The organism is Fibrivirga algicola, from assembly GCF_011742925.1.
Taxonomy (GTDB): domain Bacteria; phylum Bacteroidota; class Bacteroidia; order Cytophagales; family Spirosomataceae; genus Fibrella; species Fibrella algicola.
This window is the reverse complement of the sequence record NZ_WAEL01000005.1, coordinates 446,703-470,024: the sequence shown is the minus strand read 5'-3', so window position 1 is coordinate 470,024 and position 23,322 is coordinate 446,703. Positions and strand designations below refer to the sequence as shown.

22 protein-coding genes are annotated in these 23,322 nt (G+C 53.0%); 12 read left to right on the top strand and 10 right to left on the bottom strand.

From position 1 onward, the window contains the following. Positions 1-9 precede the first annotated feature (9 nt). Positions 10-1,071, top strand: coding sequence for a glycosyltransferase family 4 protein (locus F7231_RS16075; RefSeq protein ID WP_085411192.1), 1,062 nt, complete (start codon positions 10-12; stop codon positions 1,069-1,071). A 274-nt stretch (positions 1,072-1,345) separates the two neighbouring features. Then, a complete protein-coding gene (locus F7231_RS16070) occupies positions 1,346-2,884 on the top strand; it encodes a Do family serine endopeptidase (protein WP_166692640.1) in 1,539 nt (512 codons plus the stop codon). A 238-nt stretch (positions 2,885-3,122) separates the two neighbouring features. Here the strand turns inward: F7231_RS16070 and gmd are convergent, their stop codons facing one another. Beyond that, positions 3,123-4,235: a GDP-mannose 4,6-dehydratase gene (gene gmd / locus F7231_RS16065; protein WP_085411194.1), complete on the bottom strand. Its 1,113-nt coding sequence runs from the start codon at positions 4,233-4,235 to the stop codon at positions 3,123-3,125. An 80-nt stretch (positions 4,236-4,315) separates the two neighbouring features. After that, on the bottom strand, positions 4,316-4,903 hold the full coding sequence (locus tag F7231_RS16060) for an SPOR domain-containing protein (RefSeq protein WP_229365032.1): 588 nt from the start codon (positions 4,901-4,903) through the stop codon (positions 4,316-4,318). Between the two features lie 82 nt (positions 4,904-4,985). Here F7231_RS16060 and murB point away from each other — a divergent pair, with 82 nt between their 5' ends. Continuing rightward, the gene (gene murB, locus F7231_RS16055) at positions 4,986-6,011 is read left to right on the top strand and encodes a UDP-N-acetylmuramate dehydrogenase (RefSeq protein ID WP_085411195.1); all 1,026 of its coding nucleotides are present in this window, start codon (positions 4,986-4,988) and stop codon (positions 6,009-6,011) included. Between the two features lie 98 nt (positions 6,012-6,109). Here murB and F7231_RS16050 read toward each other — a convergent pair whose 3' ends face one another. Further along, complete coding sequence (locus tag F7231_RS16050) at positions 6,110-7,021, bottom strand: ROK family protein (protein WP_085411196.1); 912 nt, start codon at positions 7,019-7,021, stop codon at positions 6,110-6,112. Positions 7,022-7,125: 104 nt separating this feature from the next. Here F7231_RS16050 and F7231_RS16045 point away from each other — a divergent pair, with 104 nt between their 5' ends. Next, positions 7,126-7,467, top strand: a complete 342-nt coding sequence (locus F7231_RS16045; protein WP_166692638.1) for a PadR family transcriptional regulator — start codon at positions 7,126-7,128, stop codon at positions 7,465-7,467. Between the two features lie 71 nt (positions 7,468-7,538). Next, positions 7,539-8,141 (top strand): hypothetical protein, encoded by a 603-nt coding sequence (locus F7231_RS16040; RefSeq protein ID WP_166692636.1) that lies wholly within the window; start codon positions 7,539-7,541, stop codon positions 8,139-8,141. Between the two features lie 190 nt (positions 8,142-8,331). On the opposite strand, the gene F7231_RS16035 is transcribed toward F7231_RS16040, so the two are convergent. After that, the gene (locus tag F7231_RS16035; protein WP_166692635.1) at positions 8,332-9,342 is read right to left on the bottom strand and encodes a T9SS type A sorting domain-containing protein; all 1,011 of its coding nucleotides are present in this window, start codon (positions 9,340-9,342) and stop codon (positions 8,332-8,334) included. Positions 9,343-9,497: 155 nt separating this feature from the next. Here F7231_RS16035 and F7231_RS16030 point away from each other — a divergent pair, with 155 nt between their 5' ends. The 4 genes from F7231_RS16030 to F7231_RS16015 all read left to right on the top strand — a co-directional run bounded on the left by F7231_RS16030 (position 9,498) and on the right by F7231_RS16015 (position 14,679). Continuing rightward, the gene (locus F7231_RS16030; protein ID WP_166692633.1) at positions 9,498-11,465 is read left to right on the top strand and encodes a sensor histidine kinase; all 1,968 of its coding nucleotides are present in this window, start codon (positions 9,498-9,500) and stop codon (positions 11,463-11,465) included. A 71-nt stretch (positions 11,466-11,536) separates the two neighbouring features. Beyond that, positions 11,537-12,223, top strand: coding sequence for a response regulator transcription factor (locus F7231_RS16025; RefSeq protein WP_085411201.1), 687 nt, complete (start codon positions 11,537-11,539; stop codon positions 12,221-12,223). 13 nt (positions 12,224-12,236) lie between these two features. Next, positions 12,237-13,211, top strand: a complete 975-nt coding sequence (hemB, locus tag F7231_RS16020; protein WP_166692631.1) for a porphobilinogen synthase — start codon at positions 12,237-12,239, stop codon at positions 13,209-13,211. A 130-nt stretch (positions 13,212-13,341) separates the two neighbouring features. Next, on the top strand, positions 13,342-14,679 hold the full coding sequence (locus tag F7231_RS16015; RefSeq protein WP_166692629.1) for a dihydroorotase: 1,338 nt from the start codon (positions 13,342-13,344) through the stop codon (positions 14,677-14,679). Positions 14,680-14,795: 116 nt separating this feature from the next. Here the strand turns inward: F7231_RS16015 and F7231_RS16010 are convergent, their stop codons facing one another. The 6 genes from F7231_RS16010 to hisH form a co-directional block, all read right to left on the bottom strand. Further along, positions 14,796-15,134, bottom strand: a complete 339-nt coding sequence (locus tag F7231_RS16010; protein WP_085411204.1) for a phage holin family protein — start codon at positions 15,132-15,134, stop codon at positions 14,796-14,798. 73 nt (positions 15,135-15,207) lie between these two features. Continuing rightward, positions 15,208-15,816, bottom strand: a complete 609-nt coding sequence (hisIE, locus tag F7231_RS16005) for a bifunctional phosphoribosyl-AMP cyclohydrolase/phosphoribosyl-ATP diphosphatase HisIE (protein ID WP_166692724.1) — start codon at positions 15,814-15,816, stop codon at positions 15,208-15,210. Between the two features lie 80 nt (positions 15,817-15,896). Then, on the bottom strand, positions 15,897-16,658 hold the full coding sequence (gene hisF, locus F7231_RS16000; protein WP_085411206.1) for an imidazole glycerol phosphate synthase subunit HisF: 762 nt from the start codon (positions 16,656-16,658) through the stop codon (positions 15,897-15,899). 3 nt (positions 16,659-16,661) lie between these two features. Then, the gene (locus F7231_RS15995) at positions 16,662-17,084 is read right to left on the bottom strand and encodes a GNAT family N-acetyltransferase (protein WP_166692628.1); all 423 of its coding nucleotides are present in this window, start codon (positions 17,082-17,084) and stop codon (positions 16,662-16,664) included. Further along, positions 17,074-17,796 (bottom strand): 1-(5-phosphoribosyl)-5-[(5-phosphoribosylamino)methylideneamino]imidazole-4-carboxamide isomerase, encoded by a 723-nt coding sequence (gene hisA, locus F7231_RS15990; protein WP_166692627.1) that lies wholly within the window; start codon positions 17,794-17,796, stop codon positions 17,074-17,076. The genes F7231_RS15995 and hisA overlap by 11 nt, the downstream gene beginning before the upstream one ends. 92 nt (positions 17,797-17,888) lie before the next feature. Beyond that, positions 17,889-18,482: an imidazole glycerol phosphate synthase subunit HisH gene (hisH, locus tag F7231_RS15985; protein ID WP_166692625.1), complete on the bottom strand. Its 594-nt coding sequence runs from the start codon at positions 18,480-18,482 to the stop codon at positions 17,889-17,891. A 251-nt stretch (positions 18,483-18,733) separates the two neighbouring features. Here hisH and F7231_RS15980 point away from each other — a divergent pair, with 251 nt between their 5' ends. The 3 genes from F7231_RS15980 (at position 18,734) to F7231_RS15970 (ending at position 23,294) form a co-directional block, all read left to right on the top strand. Continuing rightward, positions 18,734-19,714, top strand: a complete 981-nt coding sequence (locus tag F7231_RS15980) for a GDP-mannose 4,6-dehydratase (protein WP_166692623.1) — start codon at positions 18,734-18,736, stop codon at positions 19,712-19,714. Positions 19,715-19,837: 123 nt separating this feature from the next. Continuing rightward, entirely contained in the window at positions 19,838-22,219 is a 2,382-nt protein-coding gene (locus F7231_RS15975; RefSeq protein ID WP_166692621.1) for an SLBB domain-containing protein, read from the top strand. Positions 22,220-22,226: 7 nt separating this feature from the next. After that, a complete protein-coding gene (locus F7231_RS15970; protein ID WP_166692619.1) occupies positions 22,227-23,294 on the top strand; it encodes a Wzz/FepE/Etk N-terminal domain-containing protein in 1,068 nt (355 codons plus the stop codon). Positions 23,295-23,322 lie beyond the last annotated feature (28 nt).

Here is a 23,322-nt window from a genome sequence, read left to right as displayed (position 1 = left end):
CTCTTTTATATGAAAACTATTTTCGTTGATACCGAGCGGATACGCGATCTGAACAGCGGGCTGGGCCAAACCTGTTTGCGTGTAGGGCAGGAACTAGTTCGGCAGCAGCCACCGGGTACATCGCTCACATTTCTGGTACCACCGGGGCAGGCGGGCGTTTTTGGGCCTGCTTCAGGTACGTTGCACTACCGCGAAGCCAGTTGGCGGTATAAACTTTACAGCCCCGGCCAGTTCGACGTCTGGCACAACCTGCATCAGGATGGTGCCTACTGGCCTGCACAGAGGCCCCGAAAGCTTGTTCTGACTATCAATGACCTGAATTTTCTGGAGCGCGCCGACTACTCACAGGCAAAGAAGAAGCGTAAGCTGGCCGCCGTTCAACGCCGGATCAACCGGGCGCAGGTACTCACGACCATTTCTGATTACACAGGCACGGTTGTTCGAGAGCACCTGCACGTACCCGAGCGCACGCCACTTCAGACTGTGTACATCGGCGTATCTGATCTGCCCGCGCCCCCAACTGACCTGCCGTCGGCACTTACCGGACTGGATAAGCCATTTTTTTTATACCTGGGCGTGTTGCACCCCAAAAAGAACATTCACGTGCTGCTGGCGATCGCACAGGCATTTCCAGACTATGCCCTGGTGTTGGCCGGGCGAAATGACCATCCTTACGCCCAGCACCTGCGCGAACAGGCCAGTCAGTTGGGCATTGATAACGTACTGCAAACCGGACCCGTCGACGAGGCAACTAAATCGTGGCTGTATACCAACTGCGAGGCCTTTTTATTCCCTTCATTAAGTGAAGGCTTCGGTCTGCCGGTTGTCGAGGCAATGAGCGTCGGCAAACCCGTTTTTCTGTCACGATTGACAAGCCTGCCTGAGGTTGGTGGCCGGGAAGCGTTCTACTTCGACTCGTTCGAACCCGAAGACGTGGTTGAAACACTTCGAACGGGCATGCGCGATTATTACGACGATCCGCTCAAAGCCCAGCGCCTCCAATGGCAGGCCAACCGATTCCGCTGGGAAAACACCGCAAAACAATACTGGGCGTTGTATCTGGAAGGGTAGTTTCAGGTTGCAAGTCTCAGGTTTCAAGTGCTTCGCTTATTGACCATCTGTAAGTAAGCGAAGCACTTGAAACCTGAGACTTGCAACCTGAAACCTGGAAAAAAACATCCGCTGTTAAAAATCGTTAAGGGGGTATTGGGAATCGAATTTTTCGCCGCCTACTGATCGTTATACCCTCAGAAGCGGCAGGCTAGGCACCCTTTAAAATGACTATACCGACGCCTTTTTCGCCGCCCATAATCCTACATAAAACAACTGTCAGTACCCCAATACCATGAAAAGCAACTGGAAAGTTTTAGTGTTGATCGCCCTCCTCTCGAGCGCCGTAACACTGGGCGCGTACAACCTGCTTGGGTTCAACAAGCGGGACGTCGTGTTTACCGAATCATCGGCAGGTTCGCCGCTCGGTCGGCTGGCCTCATTGACTGGCAACGCCCCTTCGGGTGCTCCAGGTGATTTCGCTTACGCCGCCGAAGCAGCATCGCCTACCGTGGTGCACATCCGCACAACAATGACGCGTACAGTGCGTCAGCAACAGATGCCCGATATCTTCCGCGAATTTTTCGGTGATGAATTCGGCGGACAAGGTCAGGGCGGTGGTCGCCCACGCCGTGAGCAGGGACAGGCCTCAGGTTCGGGCGTAATTATCTCGAAAGACGGCTACATCGTGACCAACAACCACGTGGTGCAGGATGCCGACGAAGTAGAGGTAGTGATGACTGACAAGCGTAGCTTCAAAGCAAAAGTGATTGGCACCGACCCACTGACCGATCTGGCCGTGGTGAAAATCGAAGCCAACAACCTGCCCAGCATTACATTGGGTGACTCTGATGGTCTGAAACTGGGCGAATGGGTATTGGCCGTTGGCTATCCCCTCGACCTCGAATCGACGGTAACGGCTGGTATCGTGAGTGCTAAAGGTCGTGGTATCGGTATCCTGAGCCGCAACCAGCAGCCACAGCAGCCTGGTGCCAAACCAGTCGACACGCCAATTGAATCATTCATTCAAACAGATGCAGCGATCAATCCAGGTAACTCGGGTGGCGCGTTGGTAAACCTTCGTGGTGAACTGGTAGGCATCAACTCGGCCATTGCGTCAGCAACCGGTTACTATAGTGGCTACGGCTTTGCTGTGCCGGTATCACTGGTGAAGAAAGTAACTGCCGATCTGGTGAAGTTTGGCAACGTGCAGCGCGGTTATATCGGTATTCTGCCCCGTGAGCTGGACAGCAAAATTGCGAAAGAAGTTGGCGCTAAAGTGGGCCGTGGTATCTACGTAGAAAGCGTGACTGATAACGGTGCTGCTAAAACTGCCGGCATCCAGAAAGGAGACGTGATCGTGAAGATGGAAGGTCAACTAGTCGATTCTGATGCGCAGATGCGCGAAATCGTAGGTCGTCGTCGCCCAGGTGATGTGCTCAACGTAACGATCAACCGCGATGGCTCAGAGCGCGAGGTGAAACTTGAACTGCGTAACCGGAACGGTGGCCGCGACGTGATCAAGAAAGAAGAGTTGGCTTCGTCGACTATGAAAGCGCTGGGTGGTGAGTTTGCCAACCTGAGCGACAAAGAACGGCAGTCTATGGGCATCAGTGCTGGCCTCGGCATTCGGGTCAACAAAATTCTGGATGGCAAACTAGCCGAGACAGAGATTGAGGAAGGCTTCATTATTATGAAGGCCAACGGTAAAAATGTAAAGACCGTAAAAGACCTCGAAACGATTGTTGGTAGCGTGAAAGAAGGTGAAGGTTTGCTGTTAATCGGTATGTATCCTAACAGTTCGCGCATGATCTATTACGCCGTGCCGATGTAATGGTAAAATGAGTCGCCAATTAGCTGAGCTAGGCTAGTTGCCCTGAGTGAGAGCGTGCTACGTGACTGATCAGTCCATAGCACGCTCTTTTTTTAGGCGTATATACGGAAGGCAATTCATCTGCTACAGCAACTTTTTCTGTGCCTTTACTAATTCTCAGCAGGTTTACGGTACCAGCATCAAAAAAGGCTTCTCCCGCCAGGAAGAAGCCTTTTTTGATGCTGGTATTCTACAGGTTCTATTCGTAGTAGTTCAACACCTGGTGGCCGCTCTTAGCCAGCAGTTGGTCGCGCTGGAAGAGCGCGATATCCGCCTGCATCATGTCTTTTACAAGACCAGCCAGATCGTATTTCGGTGTCCAGTTCAGTTTCGTCATCGCTTTGGTTGGATCACCCAGCAGGAGATCAACTTCAGTTGGACGGAAATAACGTGGATCGATCGTCATGACTTCTTTGCCAATTTCAACCGGGAACTCAGGGTTGCTGGCACTTACCACAAATGCTTTTTCTTCTACACCCTCACCACGGAACTCCAGCTCAACGCCGATTTCCTGGAAGGCCATTTTGATGAAGTCGCGTACGGTTGTTGTTACGCCGGTTGCAATCACAAAGTCCTCGGGGGTATCCTGCTGCAGAATCAGGTACATCGCCTCCACATAGTCTTTGGCATGGCCCCAGTCGCGCAGCGAATCGATGTTACCCATGAACACCTTGTCTTGCAGACCAAGGCCGATCCGGGCTACCGCACGAGTGATTTTACGCGTTACGAACGTTTCGCCACGCAGCGGCGATTCATGGTTGAACAGGATACCGTTGCAGGCATACATGTTGTAGGCTTCGCGGTAGTTCACCGTGATCCAGTAGCCATATAGTTTGGCAACGGCGTAGGGAGAACGAGGGTAGAACGGAGTCGTCTCTGACTGAGCGTGGCCCTGTACACCGCCATACAACTCAGAAGTAGACGCCTGATAGATGCGTGTCTTTTCGGTCAGGCCCAGCAAACGAACGGCTTCCAGAATACGGAGCGTACCGATGCCATCAACCTGAGCCGTATACTCTGGCTCGTCGAAACTAACCCGCACGTGCGACATTGCACCCAGGTTGTAAATTTCGTCGGGCTGAATTTCCTGAATGATACGAATGATGTTCGTTGAATCCGACAGATCGCCGTAATGCAACTTAAACCGAACATGCGTCTCATGCGGATCTTCATACATATGATCGATCCTTTGAGTATTGAAGAGCGAACTTCGACGTTTAATGCCGTGCACTTCATACCCTTTCTCGAGCAGCAATTCAGCCAAATAAGCTCCATCCTGCCCGGTGATGCCGGTGATCAACGCTTTTTTCATGCGATTATATATTATATAGAATTTGTAAAATTTCGTGTATCAGGCCATAAAATTACATTAGGACGCTTATTGTATTGCATTTATTTTATCAACAGGCCCCGCCTAACGTCTACTTTATCAGGTTGTAACTGCGCGGCAGCGAATGCAGATTTCAACTTACTGAAATACCGTTCAGCGTCCATTTTTTTCATAAAATCGCCCACTTTTAATCGATAAGTAGGCTGTTGATAGCTCATATAAGCACTCAATTCAGGAAATAATTGATACAACTGAAGCTTCGCGGCATCGGCCGCAGCCCGTTCGTTGCCCACGTATACCTGCACCCGATAACCCGGCGCATACCGCACCCGGCGGTTCTGAACGGCGATTGTGTCCAAAATAGCGTCGAGGCGTTTGTTTACGTGCATGGCTTCGGCAGGTACCACTTGACCACCCGGTCGTCGTGGATTTTCTACTGAACGGCCCGGCGGCAAGGTGGCTGGCGCTGATGCTGCCGGCTTGGCAACTGGTGGCACAAACACCGGTCGGGCCGACGACAGCTCTTCTGAATAGTCGTTGTAGCTACCGGTGGTTGTGCGGCTGGTGGTGGTTACCGGAGTAGGCGCACAGGACCAGGCGACAAACAGGGTGGTTCCTGCAACGAGCAATTTTCCTACTGAAGACATCATAGCTGGTGGGTAAAAGAGATTAGCCGACATCTAAGCGGCTTGCTGCAAAACTACTACTTTTGGGGTGATCATTTTGTTACCTATGCTGACCGTACAACGTAGCGTATCGCTACGGCCCTATACCACCTTCGGCATCGAGGCCCAGGCTACTTATTTCGCCAACATCGATTCGGAAACTGACCTCGACACGCTTTTTCAACTCAACGAATTTACTCAACTTCCCAAGCTAATCATAGGCGGAGGAAGTAACCTGTTGCTTACCAGAGACTTTCACGGACTGGCTATTCGTCTAACGCTCGGTGGTATCCGGGTAGTGCGCGAAGACGAACAGCACATCTATGTTCAGGCCGGTGCCGGTGTAGGGTGGCACGACCTGGTTATGTACTGCGTGAACAAAAACTTTGCCGGAATGGAGAACCTGTCGCTCATCCCCGGTACAGTTGGCGCCGCTCCCATGCAGAACATTGGGGCTTACGGCGTAGAGATCGAACAGATTTTCGACCATTTAGAGGCGGTACATATCGAAACCGGCGAGAAGCGGCGATTCGACCATGCCGATTGTCAATTCGGTTACCGCGAGAGTGTATTTAAGCACGAACTGAAGGGGCAGTACATTATCACGTCGGTGACCTTTAAGCTCAACAAAACGCCCATCTTCCATACACGCTACGGGGCCATCAGCGAAACGCTGGCCGAGATGGGCATTACCGACGACACAATGAGCATCCGGGCCATCAGCGATGCCGTGATCCGGATTCGGCGCAGCAAACTCCCCGACCCGGCCGAGATTGGCAATGCGGGTAGTTTTTTCAAGAACCCCGAAATTCCGGCTAATCAGTTCGAGCAACTCAAGGTAACGTACCCAACGCTACCGGGCTACCCGGTGGGTACCGACACCGTGAAAGTGCCGGCGGGCTGGTTGATTGAGCAGGCAGGCTGGAAAGGCTATCGCAGCGGCGATGCCGGTGTACACGCCAAGCAGGCGCTGGTGCTGGTAAACTATGGCCGGGCTACTGGCCACGAGATTCTCGCACTGGCCCATCAGGTGCAGGCCTCTGTACTCGAGAAGTTCGGCATCAGCATCAATCCCGAGGTGAACATTATCTGAATAGGGTTTGAGGTTTGATGTTGCGCTGCCTGGGTGCGTTCTCTTCTATACGGAAGCAACGTACCCAGGCAGCGCAACATCAAACCTCAAACCAAACATTAAAAGCAGAGCGACGCGGCGCCTAGCAAGCCTGCATCGTTGCCAAGCGTGGCTTTGGTAACCGTCAGGCCGTTTTTGTAATATGGGGTGAGCCAGTAGTCGAGTTCTTTCTGAACGGCAGGCATGATGTAGTCGAAAGAGGCCGACAGACCGCCGCCAATCAGGATTTGCTTGATATCGAGAATCCGGATCAGCGACACCAGCCCTTCACCCAGCATTTCGCCCACCTCCGACCAGATCGCCAGCGCCAGTTTATCGCCTTCGGCAGCAGCGGCTACCAGACCCGTTGTTGAGATACTACCATCGCTGGGGAGGGTCGTTTGCCCTTTAAAGCTGGACCGGCGCTCATTGGCCAGATCGAGCAGTTCTTTTTTACCAATGTTGCGCTCCAGCACTTTGCCGTTTCGCGACGGAATGTGGCCCGGTTCCATAGCGTTGCCGTCACCCCCAACAAATACCTTTTTGTTGATGATAGCCGCACCGCCTACGCCTGTGCCTAATGTGATGAAAATGTAGTTTTCATCATTCATGTCCTCCACAAAATAAAATTCGCCAAGAGCAGCCGCATTGGCGTCATTTTCTAGAAAAAACTCTACATCGGGGAAGCGTTTATTCAGAATGTCGACCATCGGCACACCATTCAGCTCGGGAATCGCCGTGATTTCGAGCGGTGTTGTGCGTTCGCGGTTGATCATGCCGGGCAGACCAATACCTACTTTGGTTACTTCTTTATTAGCATATAGTTGCACGGCAATGGCGTCGGCAAACTGATCCATAAAGTGGCCCGACTGGCGCCAGCTATCGGTGTCGTGGCTATAGAAATTGCTGATTTTACCTGTTTTAGCGTCAACCACGCCCATTTTAACGTTCGTGCCGCCCACGTCGATACCCAAATACTGCGCTGAACCCATGTATACGTGAAGAATTATAAAAGTTATGGTGCGAAGTTAAGGAACCGTCACTTTTTTCAATACCTAAGCATCTATAGTATATAACTTCTCTGTATACTTGTTATATGAACAATACGACGCAACACGTCCTAAAAGGAAGCTTGTCGGTTATCATTCTCAAGCTACTGGAAGATCGCGAGCGGATGTACGGGTATGAGATCACTCAGCAGGTGAAAGCCTTTACGGCGGGTGAAATGATCATTACAGAAGGGGCCCTCTACCCATCGTTGCATAAGCTGGAAGCCGAGGGCCTGCTCACTGCCGAGACAGAGGTGGTAGACGGCCGGGCACGGAAATATTACTCGCTCACCAAAATTGGCCATCAGCAAACCGTGAGCCGCGTCTCTGAACTCCGCTCATTCGTGGAAAACCTGAACACAATCCTCAACCTGAAACCAGCAATCTGATGCTGACTACCGAATAGGAATCGTACCTGAACCACTTTCTAGGGGCTTACGAAGTGCGGGTTAGTACCCCTGTGCTCGATGAAGTACGCGACCATTACCGGGAGGCCATCACCACCGCCATAGCCAACGGCAGTTCGTTCGACGAGGCCCTAACCAATACACACGCGGCATTTGGGCGGGCCGATGGTATTCTTGCGTTGGAAGCACCTTTCCAGAAGAGCCTGTCTAGTCAATATCGGAAGGGCGTGGCACAAACGTTGGGTACGTTGCTGTGGGGACGAAAATTACCGATCACGGTAGGCCTGTTTGCGTACATATGCTGGAAAAACAGTACGGCTTCAACATCGTCGCTCTTATTTGCCGACATAGCGGTGGGCTTCGCCTTATTACAAGCGTATCATTTCGTACCGTGCTACACCGGAAGAAGGTACTCCTGGCTTAACTGGCTGGTGAGTGGTGTCTTCTTCAGTGGGGCTATAGGCTACTTCATGTCGGCAAAACGTATAATAATGCACCTACAGGCTACTGACAACTGGGCCCTTATTACTGGCTTGTCAGTGCTTCAGACCTTATTGTTGCTGGTTTTCTGGGCTAACCTATGGCAAAATCGATCAAGTGACCTCCGACGTAAAGCAGCTGTGCTGCTGTCCCGAATTACACAGGCCACTAATTAACGAATAACAACTTCATACGCCATTCCCCTATCCACCAACAAGCTGATATTCAACGGTGATGGCTTCGTGCTCTACGCGAATCAGCAACGTACCTGCAAACAGAAACCCCGGCAACGTATCAGGTATGTTGCCGGGGTTTGACTTTTAAGCACCAATCTACTGCCACTCTAGCAGCGCAACAGAAGACTTCCTACTTTGTCGTTGCTTCGTCTTTTTTCAGCACCACGCGGCGCACAGCACCGTCCTCATTTTGAGTAACGGTCACGAAGAATACGCCTTCGGCTTTACGGCCCAGATCAATCTGCCCCACGAATTCGCCGGTGAAGTCCTTCAACTCGCGGCGGGCTACTTCTTTGCCTTTGGGGTTGGTCACCACAATCAGCGCATCGCCTTTGCCGGGGGCCGTGAATCGTACGTTCAGCATAAACTTATCAGGGTTGCTCGGGTACGCATCGAGGCCACGGATGGTCGACGCCTGGGTGCCGCCACCAGCACGCGACCAGGTTTCAAACGGCATAGCCAATCGCTCATCCAGACCGCGAAGGCCCTGCACACGCGACAGACGGTCGGCAAGCGGAGCAAATTCACGCTCGACCCGGTAGCCAAACTCTTTCATGTTTTTCGCCATCGAGTCGAGGTTACGGCGGTCGAAGCGGAACACGCGGGTACGTCGTCCACCCAGCGAATCGTCATCAAATGTAAAGGTACCGTCGATTTCAAAGTCGCGGGGGGCAATCACTACGTCTGGTGATTTAGGCGTACGCGGGGTACGTGGTGTGGCAGGCGCACCGGGCGTACGGGGCGTTGAATAGGTATAACCACGAACGCGTGAGCCAGGGCCAGGCATTACCTGTATCCCGCCTACAGCATCCTGAGTAGCGCCGTTGCGGTTATTGAAGCGAATTCGATCGGTACCGCGTTCATCTTCAATGGTCACCGAAATCTGGCTGTCTTTGCCTTTCCGGGTAGCCCGCAATGAGTCGATCAGCTTGTTTACAATGGCATCGCGCTTTGCATCGGTCATGCCATCGAGGCGGTAGGTACGCTCTATTTCGCGCAGTTCGTTGCCATTCCGCTCGGTTACTTTCAGCCGCATTTCGCCGCTGGTTTTAGCTGGGGCAGGCGTTTGAGCCAGTACCGTGCCGGTAGTCAGACACGTACCCAATACGAACTGGAGCAGGGTATTCACTGTTTTTTTCATGGTTAGCGTAGTTTTCAGCGGCATTCAGAGACCGATAAACCGCTGGTATGTTGCCTGTTAAAAGTTGTTAAGTCGATAAGCGCATCGGGGTTAGGCGCGTACTTTGTATAGACGGACCGCCGTGCCACCACGTTGCACCGATTTCCCGAAATTTAATGTCAACGAAACAAATTCGCTGGATTGTCCTTTCGATGGCCGTGGGGCTGTTAGGTTTAGTAGGATTTCAGCTCTACTGGATCAGCAACGCCCTGCATTTACAGAAAGAGCAGTTCGACTATAAAGTGACCGATGCGCTACAGGAGGTTGTGCGCAGTCTGGAACGGCAGGAGATTCAGTACCAGGCCCGGCACCGGCTGGCGGCTCAGCAGCAGCAACGACAGCTGAAGGCGATCGGGAAAGGAAATCAACTGGCCGAACACACTGACGCAGCGCCCCGCAGCCGGTCGGTGGCCCGGCGCGACAATCATCGGTCGGCTCAGTCGCCAAATTCTTCATCAGCCTATCCGCTGGAAGGCAGACCCGGCACAGTAACCATCCAGATGGATGCGCTTCAGCCCATTCAACGGTCGCTCACGCCCGAGCAGCTCCGAACAGTTGATGAATTCTACAAACAGCAGGATGAGCTAATGGCCGCCGGCGACCTGGAGGCACAACTGATTCAGCAGGAACGTTTCGGCCGCTGGATTGATCAGGTACTGCAAAGTCATATCAACGAAGTGTTACGGTCGTCGTCGGGTCTGGTCGTTCCCGATTCAGTTTCGCAGGCCGGGCAATCACGTGCCTACGGGGCCGCTACCAGGCAGTCGAAGTTAGGAAAACCCAGACCCAAAAAAACCAGCTTATCGACCGATAAACTGGTGGAATCGACGCCTACGGACAACAACGTCAGTAATCGGCCTGGTAGCGGCACATCCGTCACCGACCAGTCAGAAACAATCAAAGATATATTTCGGGGCGTGCTCATGGCCGATCGTCCGTTGGCCGAGCGCGTAAACCGGTTTATGCTGGATACATTGCTCCGGCAGGCACTGAGCGAGCGGGGCATCAGCATTCCGTTCGATTATGCCGTTCGCAGCCCGCAGCAAGGCGATTTGCTGTTTACCTCTACCGGCCTGACCCTCGGCAACATGCCCGTTGCCGCCCGAACCGCCATTCAGCAGCAATTCGAAGAATCGACTTACAAAGCGGCGCTGTTTCCGAACAATATGCTCGAGACCGGCAATTACCTCTACCTGTTCTTCCCCGATCAGCGGGCCTTTATCCTCAGCCGCATGACCGCCACACTCGCCGGATCGGCAATCCTGATTCTGGTCATTATGGGCTGTTTCTATGTTGCCATCACCACGATTCTACGCCAGAAGAAGATGGCCGATATCAAGAACGACTTCATCAATAACATGACCCACGAGTTCAAAACGCCTATTTCGACCATCGGTCTGGCGGTTGAGATGGCGCGGGATCAACTAGCCTCCAGCGCAGCACCGGTCATGGCGGAGGCGGGCGAATCGACCGGCGGGTCGGGCTTGACCGATCGGCTGGCCAGGTACGTCAGCATTATTCGCGACGAAAATCAGCGACTTGGTTCGCATGTGGAGAAGGTTCTGCAAATGGCCCTGCTGGATAAAGGCGAAGTAAAACTGGCGCTGACTCCGGTGAATGTGCATGACGTTGTTGAAAAGGTGCTGAACACGATGAGCCTGTCGATTGAACAGCGGCAGGGCGAAATCGACATGGATTTCGACGCGACTCAGGAGGTTGTGATGGCCGACGAAGTTCACCTGACCAATATGCTCTACAACCTCATCGACAACGCCATCAAGTATTCGCCCGATCACGTTGCCATTCGGCTACGTACCTACAATACACCATTGCCCAACGGCAAACCCGCTGTGGCCATTGCCGTAGCCGATGAGGGGCTGGGCCTCACAAAAGAACAGATCAGCCGGATCTTCGAGACGTTTTACCGCGTACCAACTGGCAACCGCCACGACGTGAAGGGATTTGGGCTTGGCCTGAGTTACGTGAAGAAAATGGCCGAGGAGCATCAGGGCCAAATCACGGTTACCAGTACTCCCGGACGCGGCAGTGAGTTTCAGCTTATCATTCCACTTTATAATGAGTGAGTATCGGATTACCCCCAACCCGATAACCACTAGCCTTTTTCACCAACCTTCAGGCCAATAAATCAACCTATATGCCCTCTATCCTTCTTGTTGAAGACGACCCCAATCTTGGCCAGCTTACTCAGGAGTATCTGACCCTGAAAGGCTACCCCACCGACCGCGCCACCGACGGCAATGCGGGTCTGCAACAGTTTATGACGGGGCAGTACGATCTGTGTATTCTGGATGTGATGATGCCTAAGAAAGACGGGTTTACGCTTGCCAAAGAGATTCGAATGAATGGGCGCGACGTACCCATCATTTTTCTGACGGCCAAGTCGATGCAGGAAGACACCATTCAGGGACTACGCCTGGGGGCCGATGATTACATTACGAAACCCTTCAATATGGAGGAGTTGCTGCTGCGAATTCAGGCCATTCTTCGCCGCTATCAGGGGGCCGAAACGCAGCCCGAAACCACTACGTACCAGATCGGTATGTTCCGTTTCGATTACCCGCATCAGCTCTTGCTGCGCAACAACGAAACCACGGGACAACGACTCACCAGCAAGGAGTCGGAACTACTTAAATTACTGGCTCAGAACCTCAACCAACCCCTTGGGCGCAGTTTTGCTTTAAAAGTGGTGTGGGGCGACGACTCATATTTCAATGCCCGCAGCATGGACGTGTACATTACCAAACTGCGCAAATACCTCAAGGATGACCCATCGGTTCAACTCGTAAATGTGCATGGCGAAGGATTTAAATTGGTAGCCTAGCCGTTTACCGACTATGAATATAATTCGTCGTCCCCGCCGCAATCGTCAGTCGGCAGCTATTCGCGACATGGTGCAGGAAACGCGCCTGCACCCGTCAGACTTTATCTTCCCCGTCTTTATTCTGGAAGGCCAGCAGGTACGTTCCGAAGTACGTTCGATGCCCGGTATTTACCGCTATTCGCAGGATTTATTGCTCGACGAAATCGGTCGCTGCCTTGATCTGGGTATTACCACGTTCGACCTGTTCCCGAACCTATCAGAGTCGAAAAAAGACAAGTACGCCACCGAGAGCCACAACCCCGACGGCCTATACCTGCAAACGGTGCGGGCTATCAAGGAGAAGTACCCTGAAGCCACCATTATGACCGACGTGGCCATGGACCCGTACAGTTCTGATGGGCACGATGGTCTTGTCGAGAACGGGCAAATTCTAAACGACGAAACGCTGGAGATTCTGGGCCGTATGGCCGTTGCGCAGGCACAGGCCGGTGCCGACATTGTTGGCCCGTCAGACATGATGGACGGCCGGGTTTCGTACCTGCGTCAGGAATTAGACGATGCCGGGTTCCAGAACGTGGCTATAATGTCGTACTGTGCCAAATACGCCTCTGCTTTCTATGGTCCCTTCCGCGATGCGCTGGATTCAGCTCCGAAATTTGGCGATAAGAAAACGTACCAGATGAACCCGGCCAACCGCCGCGAGGCGCTGATCGAAGCGGAACTGGATACGATTGAAGGTGCCGATATGCTGATGGTGAAACCGGCGTTGGCGTACCTGGATATTATCAGCCTGTTGCGCCAGAACAGCAATCTGCCCATTGCGGCCTATAATGTCAGCGGTGAATATGCCATGATCAAGGCCGCTGCCCAAAACGGCTGGCTCGATGGTGAACGCGCCATGATGGAATCATTGATGGCCATTAAACGCGCTGGAGCCGATGTCATTCTGACCTACTTCGCCAAAGAAGCCGCCGCACTGTTGCGGTAATACACATGCTGGGGTAACGCGGACTTCAGTCTGCATTTTCATTTTTTATTCGCGAAATGAAAATGCAGACTGAAGTCCGCGTTACCCCGGTTTTTACCTTTGCCACTGTATCTGACTGCACCTTATTCCTATGGCTTCCTACCGTATACTTAATGCCCAGCTCATCAACGAAGGAAAAACACAGCATGCTGACCTTCGAATTGACAATGGCTTTATCACCGAAGTAGGTCAACACGTATCAGCAAAGCCCGGCGATCAGGTAATCGACGCCGCCGGTCAGTATCTGCTGCCTGGCGTAATTGACGATCAGGTACATTTCCGCGAACCAGGCCTAACCCACAAGGCCACAATTCGCAGCGAGTCGCGGGCGGGGGTAGCGGGCGGCGTAACCACGTTCATGGAAATGCCCAACACCACGCCCAACGCCCTGACCCAGCAACTGTTGCAGGATAAGTATGACATTGCGGCGGCAACGGCGTTTGGCAACTACTCGTTTTTCATGGGTGCGTCGAACAATAACCTCGACGAAGTCTTGCGCACCGATGCCAGCGCCGTGTGCGGCGTAAAGGTGTTTATGGGCTCATCGACCGGTAATATGCTGGTTGATAACGAGCAAACGCTGGACGCACTTTTCCGGGAATGCCCGATGCTCATTGCCACGCACTGCGAAGATGAGACCACCGTTCGCGCCAATGTAGAACGCTACAAGGCCGAGTATGGCGACAATGCACCAGCCTGGATTCACCCGTTGGTGCGTGATGAACAAGCGTGCCTGATCTCGTCGTCGATGGCAGTAGCGCTAGCTCAAAAACACAACACCCGCCTCCATATTCTGCACCTGACTACGGCCGACGAACTATCCTTATTCCGCAACGACATCCCGTTGGCCCAGAAGCGGATTACGGCAGAGGTATGTGTACATCACCTTCATTTCACCGCCGATGATTATGAGCGGCTGGGTAACCAGATAAAGTGCAACCCGGCAATTAAAGCGGCGCATCACCGCGACGCGCTCTGGACGGCACTTCTCGACGACCGCCTCGACATTATTGCGACCGACCACGCACCGCACACCTGGGATGAAAAACAGCAGCCCTACTGGCAGGCACCGTCGGGTTTACCACTGGTGCAGCACCCGTTATTGCTGATGCTCGAATCGGCCAGGCAGGGTAAGCTACCGCTCGAAAAAGTAGTAGAGAAAATGGCCCACGCGCCCGCCGACTGCTTCCAGATCGACCGTCGTGGGTACGTTCGCGAAGGGTATTGGGCCGACCTCGTTCTGGTTGACCCGAACCAGCAGACCACCGTTACGCCGGAGTCCATTCTTTATCAGTGTGCCTGGTCACCACTGCTTGGCGACACGTTTAGTCACCGCATTACGCACACCTTCGTTTCGGGCGAACTGGTATACGAGAATGGTCAGTTTCAGACCGAAAAATCCGGACAACGGCTGGCATTCGTACGCTAAGTACGTTGCTACGCGAGAGCAATACACCACCTAACAAAGCGCCACAAAAAAACTGTCCCGTTATCACAGGCAGTAAGCGTATGATAACGGGACAGTTCATAAGTAAGCGTCAACTTCTAGTTAACCACGGCATCGATTAGCCAAGTGACGATTGACACTACGATACTGAACAGCAGCGCAGCGATGAATCCGCTCACCGAGAAACCACTCACCAGGTAGGCAGCCAGATACACCATCAGCACGTTTAGCACAATCAGAAACAGACCGAGCGTGAGAATGGTGATGGGGATAGTCAGAATAGTAAGTATTGGCTTCACGAAGGCATTGAGCAAACCCAACACAATAGCCACAATGAGGTACGTCGTTGGGCCACCCGATACTCTGATGCCGGGAACAAAAATGCTGGCGATATAAACGGCCAGGGCGCTAATTAGAATACGGATAATGATACCCATAGCGGATTGCGGTTTGAGAGTTAGTGTGTGAACTAGATACAGAAACGTTAGCTGTCAAACCGTAGAGATTCAATTATTGTTTGTCGTGGCGCTGTTGCAACACGGCAATGATATCGTCGAGGTTCATGTTTTTCTGTTCCAGCAAGACCAGAAAATGGAACATCAGATCGGCCGCTTCGCCACGGAACAGATCGTCGTTATCGTCCTTTGCCTCGATCACCAGTTCCACCGCTTCCTCACCTACTTTCTGCGCAATTTTGTTGACGCCCTTCTTGAATAATGAAGCCGTATATGACGCATCGGACGGATTCACCCGTCGCTCGTGGATGATGCCCTGCAGGTAATTCAGGAATTGCCCTTTGCCGGTATTCACCTCTTCGAAGCAGGTATCGGCGCCCGTATGGCAGGTTGGCCCGTCCGGACTCGCTTTGATCAGCAGCGTATCGCCATCACAGTCGACCAGCATCTGTTTTACATGCAGGAAGTTGCTGGATGTCTCGCCCTTTGTCCAGAGGCGCTGTTTGCTGCGGCTGAAAAACGTAACAATGCCTTCAGCTTCCGTTTTGCGGTAGGCTTCTTCATTCATGTAGCCCAGCATCAGCACTTTCCCCGTTGCCACATCCTGAATGACAGCAGGCACCAGCCCATCGGGCGATTTATCGAAGTTTATAATCATGTTTATATAGATAAAGGGCTGTGATACAGATTTACTCGGATTTATTTTCTTCTTCCCAAAAACTCTGTGTTACAGCCTTCTGTCTGTTAAGTTGTTAGTCGCATTGAGATACCCTGTTGGTGCAGGTACGTCTTCAATTCTGGAATACCGATCTCTTTGAAGTGAAAGATACTCGCAGCCAGGCCTGCATCGGCCTTGCCTGTGGTGAATACCTCGGTGAAGTGCGCCATTGTACCGGCCCCTCCCGAAGCAATAACCGGAATATTTGCGTTGCCCGATACTGCCGCCGTTAGTTCAAGGGCAAACCCGGCTTTGGTGCCATCCGTATCCATCGACGTGAGCAGGATTTCACCGGCTCCACGTTCCTCAAGTTCCCGCGCCCAGGTCAGCGTGCGCAGCTCGGTAGGTCGCCGCCCGCCATGCGTATGCACCACATGCTCGCCATCGACGTATCTGGTGTCGATAGCCACAACCACGCACTGACTGCCAAATTCGAGAGCCAGCTCATTGATTAGCCCCGGCCGGCGTACGGCCGACGAGTTGATCGACACCTTATCGGCTCCCGCATTCAGCAACGCCGACACATCGGCCACCGACGAGATGCCCCCGCCTACGGTAAACGGGATATTTACCGAATGGGCCACGCGCCGAACCAGTTCAATCAGCGTTTTCCGTTCGTCGACCGTGGCAGTAATGTCCAGAAAAACCAGTTCGTCGGCTCCCTGCGCCGCGTAAATAGCACCCAGTTCAACCGGATCGCCGGCATCGCGCAAGTCGACAAAGTTGGTCCCCTTTACGGTGCGGCCGTCTTTGATGTCCAGGCAGGGAATAATGCGTTTAGTAAGCATACGTTAATAAGGGTTTTCCCGCTTGCGCTGCATAAACAAGTCGGGTTGATCGAGTGCAGTGAAACCAAATTGGTTGTACATCGTGTGCGCATCGCGGGTTACGAGCACCCATCGGCGCAGCCCCTGCAACGCAGGCCAGTCGGCAATGGTAGCCACCAGTTGTTTGGCCAACCCCCGCCCACGGTAGTCAGGTAATACAAACACGTCGGCCAGATAGGCAAATGTAGCCTGATCGGTAATGACCCGGGCAAAGCCGATTTGGACTGCACCGTCATACATACCGAAACAAAGCGAATTGTCGATTGACCGCTGCACCACCTCCATCGGGATATTGAGTGCCCAATACGATTCCTGACTCAGAAAACGGTGAATCAAATCCAGATCGAGCTGGGCTTTATCGGTGCTGATGGATACGTTACCGTTCATTTATGGCCGACAATTCCTTCAACGTAACGCGTCCTTCGTAAATCGCTTTACCGACGATTACGCCGTAGATATTCATGTCAGCCAGTTTCTCAATGTCGCCCATGTTGCTGACTCCACCACTGGCAACGATGTTCAGCTTAGGCGAACGTTCCTGCAGATTTCTGTAGAGATCGAACGAGGGCCCTTGGAGCAGACCATCTTTGGCAACGTCGGTGCTGATAATGTGTGTAATGCCTTTTTCGACCCAATTGTCTACAAAATCGTACACCCAGATCGTAGTGGCTTCTTCCCAACCGCCCACAGCGATTTTTTCGTTTTTGGCATCGGCTCCCAGAACCAGCACATCGGCTCCAAATCGGGCCAGCCACCGCTCAAACATATCGGAGTTCTTCACGGCGATGCTACCACCCGTTACCTGCTTCGCACCACAGTCGAGTGCAATCCGCAAATCATCGTCTGATTGAACACCGCCCCCAAAATCGATGTGGAGTTTCGTCTTCGTGGCGATCAGTTCAAGCACTTTATGATTGATGATCCGCTTTTCTTTCGCCCCGTCCAGATCGACCAGATGCAAGCGTGTCAGACCAGCGTCTTCAAACTGCTGAGCCACTTCCAGCGGACGGGCGTTGTACTCTTTCTTTTGCGCGTAATCGCCTTGGGTAAGCCGAACCGCTTTCCCATCAATCAGATCAATGGCAGGAATAATATGCATAGCTTATCGAAACACAGAATCGCAGGAAACATAGAGCCGACGAGGTATCTACCGGTTAAACTCTCAGCGTTCTCTGAGACCCTGTGTTTGTATTAGATCTTTAAAAAATTTTCAAGGATTCGCTGGCCCACATCGCCACTAATTTCGGCGTGAAACTGAGCCGCATAGAAATTATCGCGCTGTAACATGGCGCTGAACGGCCGACCATACTCACAGATTGCCGTCGTGTCGGGGCAGACATCGGCAGCGTAGCTATGCACGAAGTATACATAAGGATCAACCGGCAGATTGGTTAGCCCCTCTGTAAGTGGGCCGCGAAGACTGTGTATGTTGTTCCAGCCCGTGTGAGGCACCTTGCCAGCCGACGCCGGAAACCGACGAACGTCAATGTCGAAGATACCCATGCAAGTGGTGTCGTTTTCTTCAGAATACCGACACATCAACTGCATGCCTACACATGTACCCAGCACTGGCTGCGTAAGGCTGGGAATAAGCCGGTCCAGCCTACGTTCACGTAGGTAGGCCATCGCCGTACTGGCTTCACCAACGCCTGGAAAAATAACCTTGTCGGCTGTCCGAATGGTGGCTTCGTCGTCGGTTAGTTCGTAGTTGGCGCCAATCCGGTCGAGGGCGTACATCACCGACTGCACGTTACCCGCGTTGTATTTGATAATGACGGTATTCATAAAAAATGCCCGGCTCCTGGCAGAGACGGGCTGGTCTATTCGTGAGTCAATACTATACGTGGTCACAAGACAAAGCCATCAGTCTGCGTTAGCAAACAGGGCGATGATGGACAAAGAAAGCGGTCTGGCAACAAATCATGGTGTAAATTTACGACAGCCTGCCCAGAAGGTCAACACCGGAAGAATGACACGGTGGGCATTAGTTCTTTCCGAGAGATCGGTACTTTTGCTTACTAACAGTTTGAACGACTATGAAAACAGCCCTCATTTGTGGTGTGTCAGGACAGGATGGTGCCTATTTAGCCAAACTGCTTTTAGATAAGGGGTATACCGTTTATGGTGGTTCACGTGACGCCCAAATGTCGTCATTCCGGAATTTAGACAGGCTGGGTATCCGGCAGGATGTCAACGTGGTATCGGTTAGTATCAACGACTTTCGGAGTGTATTACAGACGCTTCAAAAAGTAAGACCCGATGAGGTATATAATTTGGCGGGGCAGAGCTCGGTAGGGCTCTCATTTGAGCAACCCGTCGAAACCTTGGAGAGCATCAGCATAGGTACGTTGAACCTGCTGGAGTCTATCCGGTTCACGAACCAGCCTATTCGGCTTTACAACGCCGGTTCCAGCGAGTGTTTCGGCGATACAGGTACGTTATCGGCCGACGAAAGTACCCCGTTCCGACCGCGCAGCCCTTATGGCGTAGCTAAAGCAGCGGCTTTTTGGCAACTAGCCAACTACCGTGAAGCCTATCAACTACATGCCAGCACGGGCATTTTGTTCAACCACGAATCGCCCTTGCGTCCCGAGCGGTTTGTCACTCAAAAAATTGTGTCGGCAGCCTGTCGGATTGCTAATGGCAGCCCCGAAAAGCTGACCTTGGGCAACGTCGATATTGCCCGTGATTGGGGCTGGGCGCCCGATTACGTGGAAGCTATGTGGTTAATGTTGCAGCGTGACGTAGCTGATGATTATGTAATTGCCACCGGGAAAACGCACACCCTTAAAGACTTTATCGCTACAGTTTTCGACCAGGCTGGCCTCAATTACGAAGAACACGTAGTGTCTGACCCCCAGCTTTTCCGGCCTACCGATATTGCCGAAGGGCACGCGTACCCAGCCAAGGCGAAACTAAAACTAGGCTGGGCCGCCAGGCATACAATGGAAGAGGTAGCCCGGATGATGGTCGACGCCGCGATGGCACAAACGACAGTTCCCGTACCAGCCGGGTAGTGTGGAACAGACTGCGTAGGACAGCCTGATTGGCTTCAGCCTACCGCTAGATTAACCTGAGCGGAAGTTCTATAAAAACAGTAGTAGATTTGTAGTCTAAATTTTGGCCATCGACCCTTTGTCATGCCCACCGTACACGTGGTAATTAAACCCAACTCTCCCAACATCCACCGTCTTTTTCAGGCTATACTTGGCCTGCTATTGACTATCTCCACACTTGCAGCCCTTGCCCAGTCACGGGTCGATCAATTGTCTGATGAGCAGGTCCAGGAGTTCTACCGACGAGCCCAGGCAAGTGGACTTAGTGAGGTTCAGATCGAGCAGGCAGCCATGTCACAGGGCTATACCCTCGACGACATTAGTAAAATGCGCCGGCGCATCGCCCAAATCCGCACCAAGTCGCCTCGCAGTGCGCAAAGTAGAGCTGACAGTGATGCCGATACCAGCCTTACACGTAGTTTGCCCGGTGGGCTCTCTCGTCGGCGAATGGATTCGCTTGGCCTGCCCCGCTTAGACTCGTCTCAGGTACGTAGTCGGGTGTTTGGTGCCTCCCTCTTTCAAAATGCTACGCTCTCTTTCGAGCCCGATATTCGCATTGCAACCCCACGTAACTACATCGTAGGGCCCGATGATGAGATCCTGCTTGATATCTACGGAGCTTCCTCTGATAACTTCCGGCTGCGCGTTACCCCCGAAGGGACTGTCAAGCTGCCTAACCTGGCACCTGTTATTGTCAGCGGCCTGACCGTCGAGCAGGCTGAGCAGCGCATCATCGCTCGCCTGCGTCAGGGCGGTTTTCAGGGGCTTGGCACTGCCGGTAGCGGCACGTATGCCACTGCCTCGGTCGGTAAAATCCGCAGTATTCGTGTCACCCTGGTGGGCGAAGTAGTGCGGCCAGGTACGTTTACTATCTCTTCGCTCAGCTCGGCATTCAACGCGCTGTATCTGGCGGGCGGCCCCAACCCCGAAACTGGCTCCTTCCGCCGTATCCAGGTCATCCGGGGCAACCGCGTGGTGCGCAATATCGACCTCTACGACTTTTTGCTCCGTGCCGACCAGCGCGATAATATCCGCCTCCAGGACCAGGACGTCATTCGGGTAGCCGAATACCAGACCCGCGTCGATGTGCAGGGCGAGGTTCGCCGCCCCTACCTCTTCGAGTTGCTGCCTGGGGAGAATTTTCAAACTCTGCTGAGCTTTGCCGGTGGGTTCAACGAGGAGGCCTATACCGCCTCTGTCTCGGTTCGCCGCAATACCGCCCGTGAGCGACAGGTCATTTCCCTAACCCCCGAGGAGTTTGCCCGCTTCATACCCCAGCGAGGTGATCGATTCACCATCGGTCGCATTCTGGAGCGCTACGAGAACCGAGTACAGGTTATGGGGGCTGTGATGCGGCCCGGCGACTATGCCCTCGGCAACGGTATCACCACCGTAGGTGAACTGATCCGCCGCGCCGACGGCTTGCGAAAAGACGCCTTTACCAACCGGGCCACTATCTTTCGGGAAAAAGAAAACACGGACATGACCACTATCGCCTTCGACGTGAGTAAGTTACTCAGCGGTAGCGTGGCTGACATCCCTCTACAACGTCAGGATAGCGTGGTGATCCAGTCCATCAAAGACCTGCGTGAGCTCTACTACGTCTCTATCGAAGGGGCCATCAATAAGCCGGACACCTTCAACTTCGCCGATAACATGACCGTTTCGGACCTGATCACCCTGGCCGGGGGCTTTCAGGAAGGGGCGACGGCCAACCGGGTGGAGATTGCCCGCCGGGTTCGCAGCGATTCGACCACCGATAAGAACAACACTCAAATCTATCGATTCACCCTAGACCGGGCACTTCGGCTTAGCCCGGACGATGCTCGCTTTACCCTGCAGCCTTTCGACGTGGTTTATGTACGTACCCAACCCTACTACGGGGTGCAGCAGCAGGTAGTGGTCAGCGGGGAAGTATTGCATCCGGGTACGTATGCCATTTTAAGTCGCACTGAGCGGATCAGCGATCTGATCCAGCGAACGGGGGGCCTCAAGCCCGATGCCTACCTGCCGGGCTCACAACTCAAACGGAATCGCCAGATCGTGGGCACCGACATCCGGGCGGTGGTGGCGAACCCAGCCAGTGAGGGAAACTTGCTATTGCAGGACCGGGACACGCTCTTTATTCCCCGCCGTTCAGACGTAGTCGAAATTCAGGGGGGCGTTTTAAATCCATCGACGGTGAGTTACGAAGAGGGTGCCTCACTCCAAGATTACATTTCGCAGGCAGGTGGCTACACCGAGAACGCCCGGCCCAGCCGTTCGTACGTAATCTACCCTAACGGGCGTAAAGACCGCACTAGGCAGTTTCTGTTCCTACGTACCTTTCCCCGGATTGAGCCAGGTTCGGTCGTAGTGGTTCCCTTCAAACCGCTGGATACCAATCGGCTGAGCGCCATCGAGCGGGTGACGATTTTGTCAGTGACGGGATCGCTCGTTCTGGCCGTGTTAAACTTCTTACGCTAATACCGATATGTCGACCATCGAACCCACTCAGCGAAGCACCGACTCAGGCGAGGATGTTATCGAGATTCGGTTGAGCGATATCGTTAATTTCCTCAAACGCAGCCGCCGGGCAATGATACTAGGTGCCGTAGTTGGGGGCGTGCTGGGAGCCCTATATGCCTTCTCGCTGCCCAACCAGTATACGTCCCAGATCTCAGTGTTACCCGAGTTGCAAACCAAAGCAGGTGCTAACCTAGGGAGTCTAGGGTCATTGGCGGGTTTAGCCGGTATTGATGTCGGCAGTATGGGGGGAGGCGCCGATGCGGTCAAGCCCGATCTCTACCCCAATATCATCAACAGTGTGCCCTTTGCCTTGTCACTCTTTAGCCAGCCAGTTTACCCAACCTCTTCCAAGCGGCCTGTATCCTTTGCGACATACTGGCAGCAACAACAGGGTACAGGCTTGCTAAGCTGGTTGTCGACCAGTAAACCAGATGAAAGTCGGTTACCTGCGGATACAATTAGTTCAGGTGGCGCACTTCAACTCACTAAGGCGCAAGAGGCTATGCAACAAGCTGTCAGTGATAAAGTATCTGCCTCATTTGAAAAGAAATCAGGGGTCTTAACGATCGTGTCTACGATGCCTGACCCGGTGGTCGCTGCGCGGGTAGCTAGTCTGACCTTAGATTACCTAAGCAATTACGTAACAACCTACCGAACAGAGAAATCCCGGCGTGAAGTAGCCTTTTTAACCAAGCAGGTTAGCTCGGCCAAACAGCGCTATCAAGCGGCCGAATACGCCCTGTCGGCCTACCGAGATCAAAATCGAAGCGTATTTCTAAATACCGCCAAGATTGAAGAGCAACGAATTCAGGCTGAATTTCTACTATCCCAAGAGTTATATAACACGCTGTCTAAACAGACGGAGATGGCCCGGATTAAAGTTCAGGAAGAAACACCGGTCTTTAAAGTACTTGAGCCAGCACAGATTCCTCTGAGAAAGAGCGGTCCCAAACGAACCATTATAATGGGGATATCAGTCCTGATGGGGGGCATCATTATGCTGTTGGTAAAACTGAAGAGTGTACTTTTTTGATCGTTTACTAGTAACTCGCTAATGTATC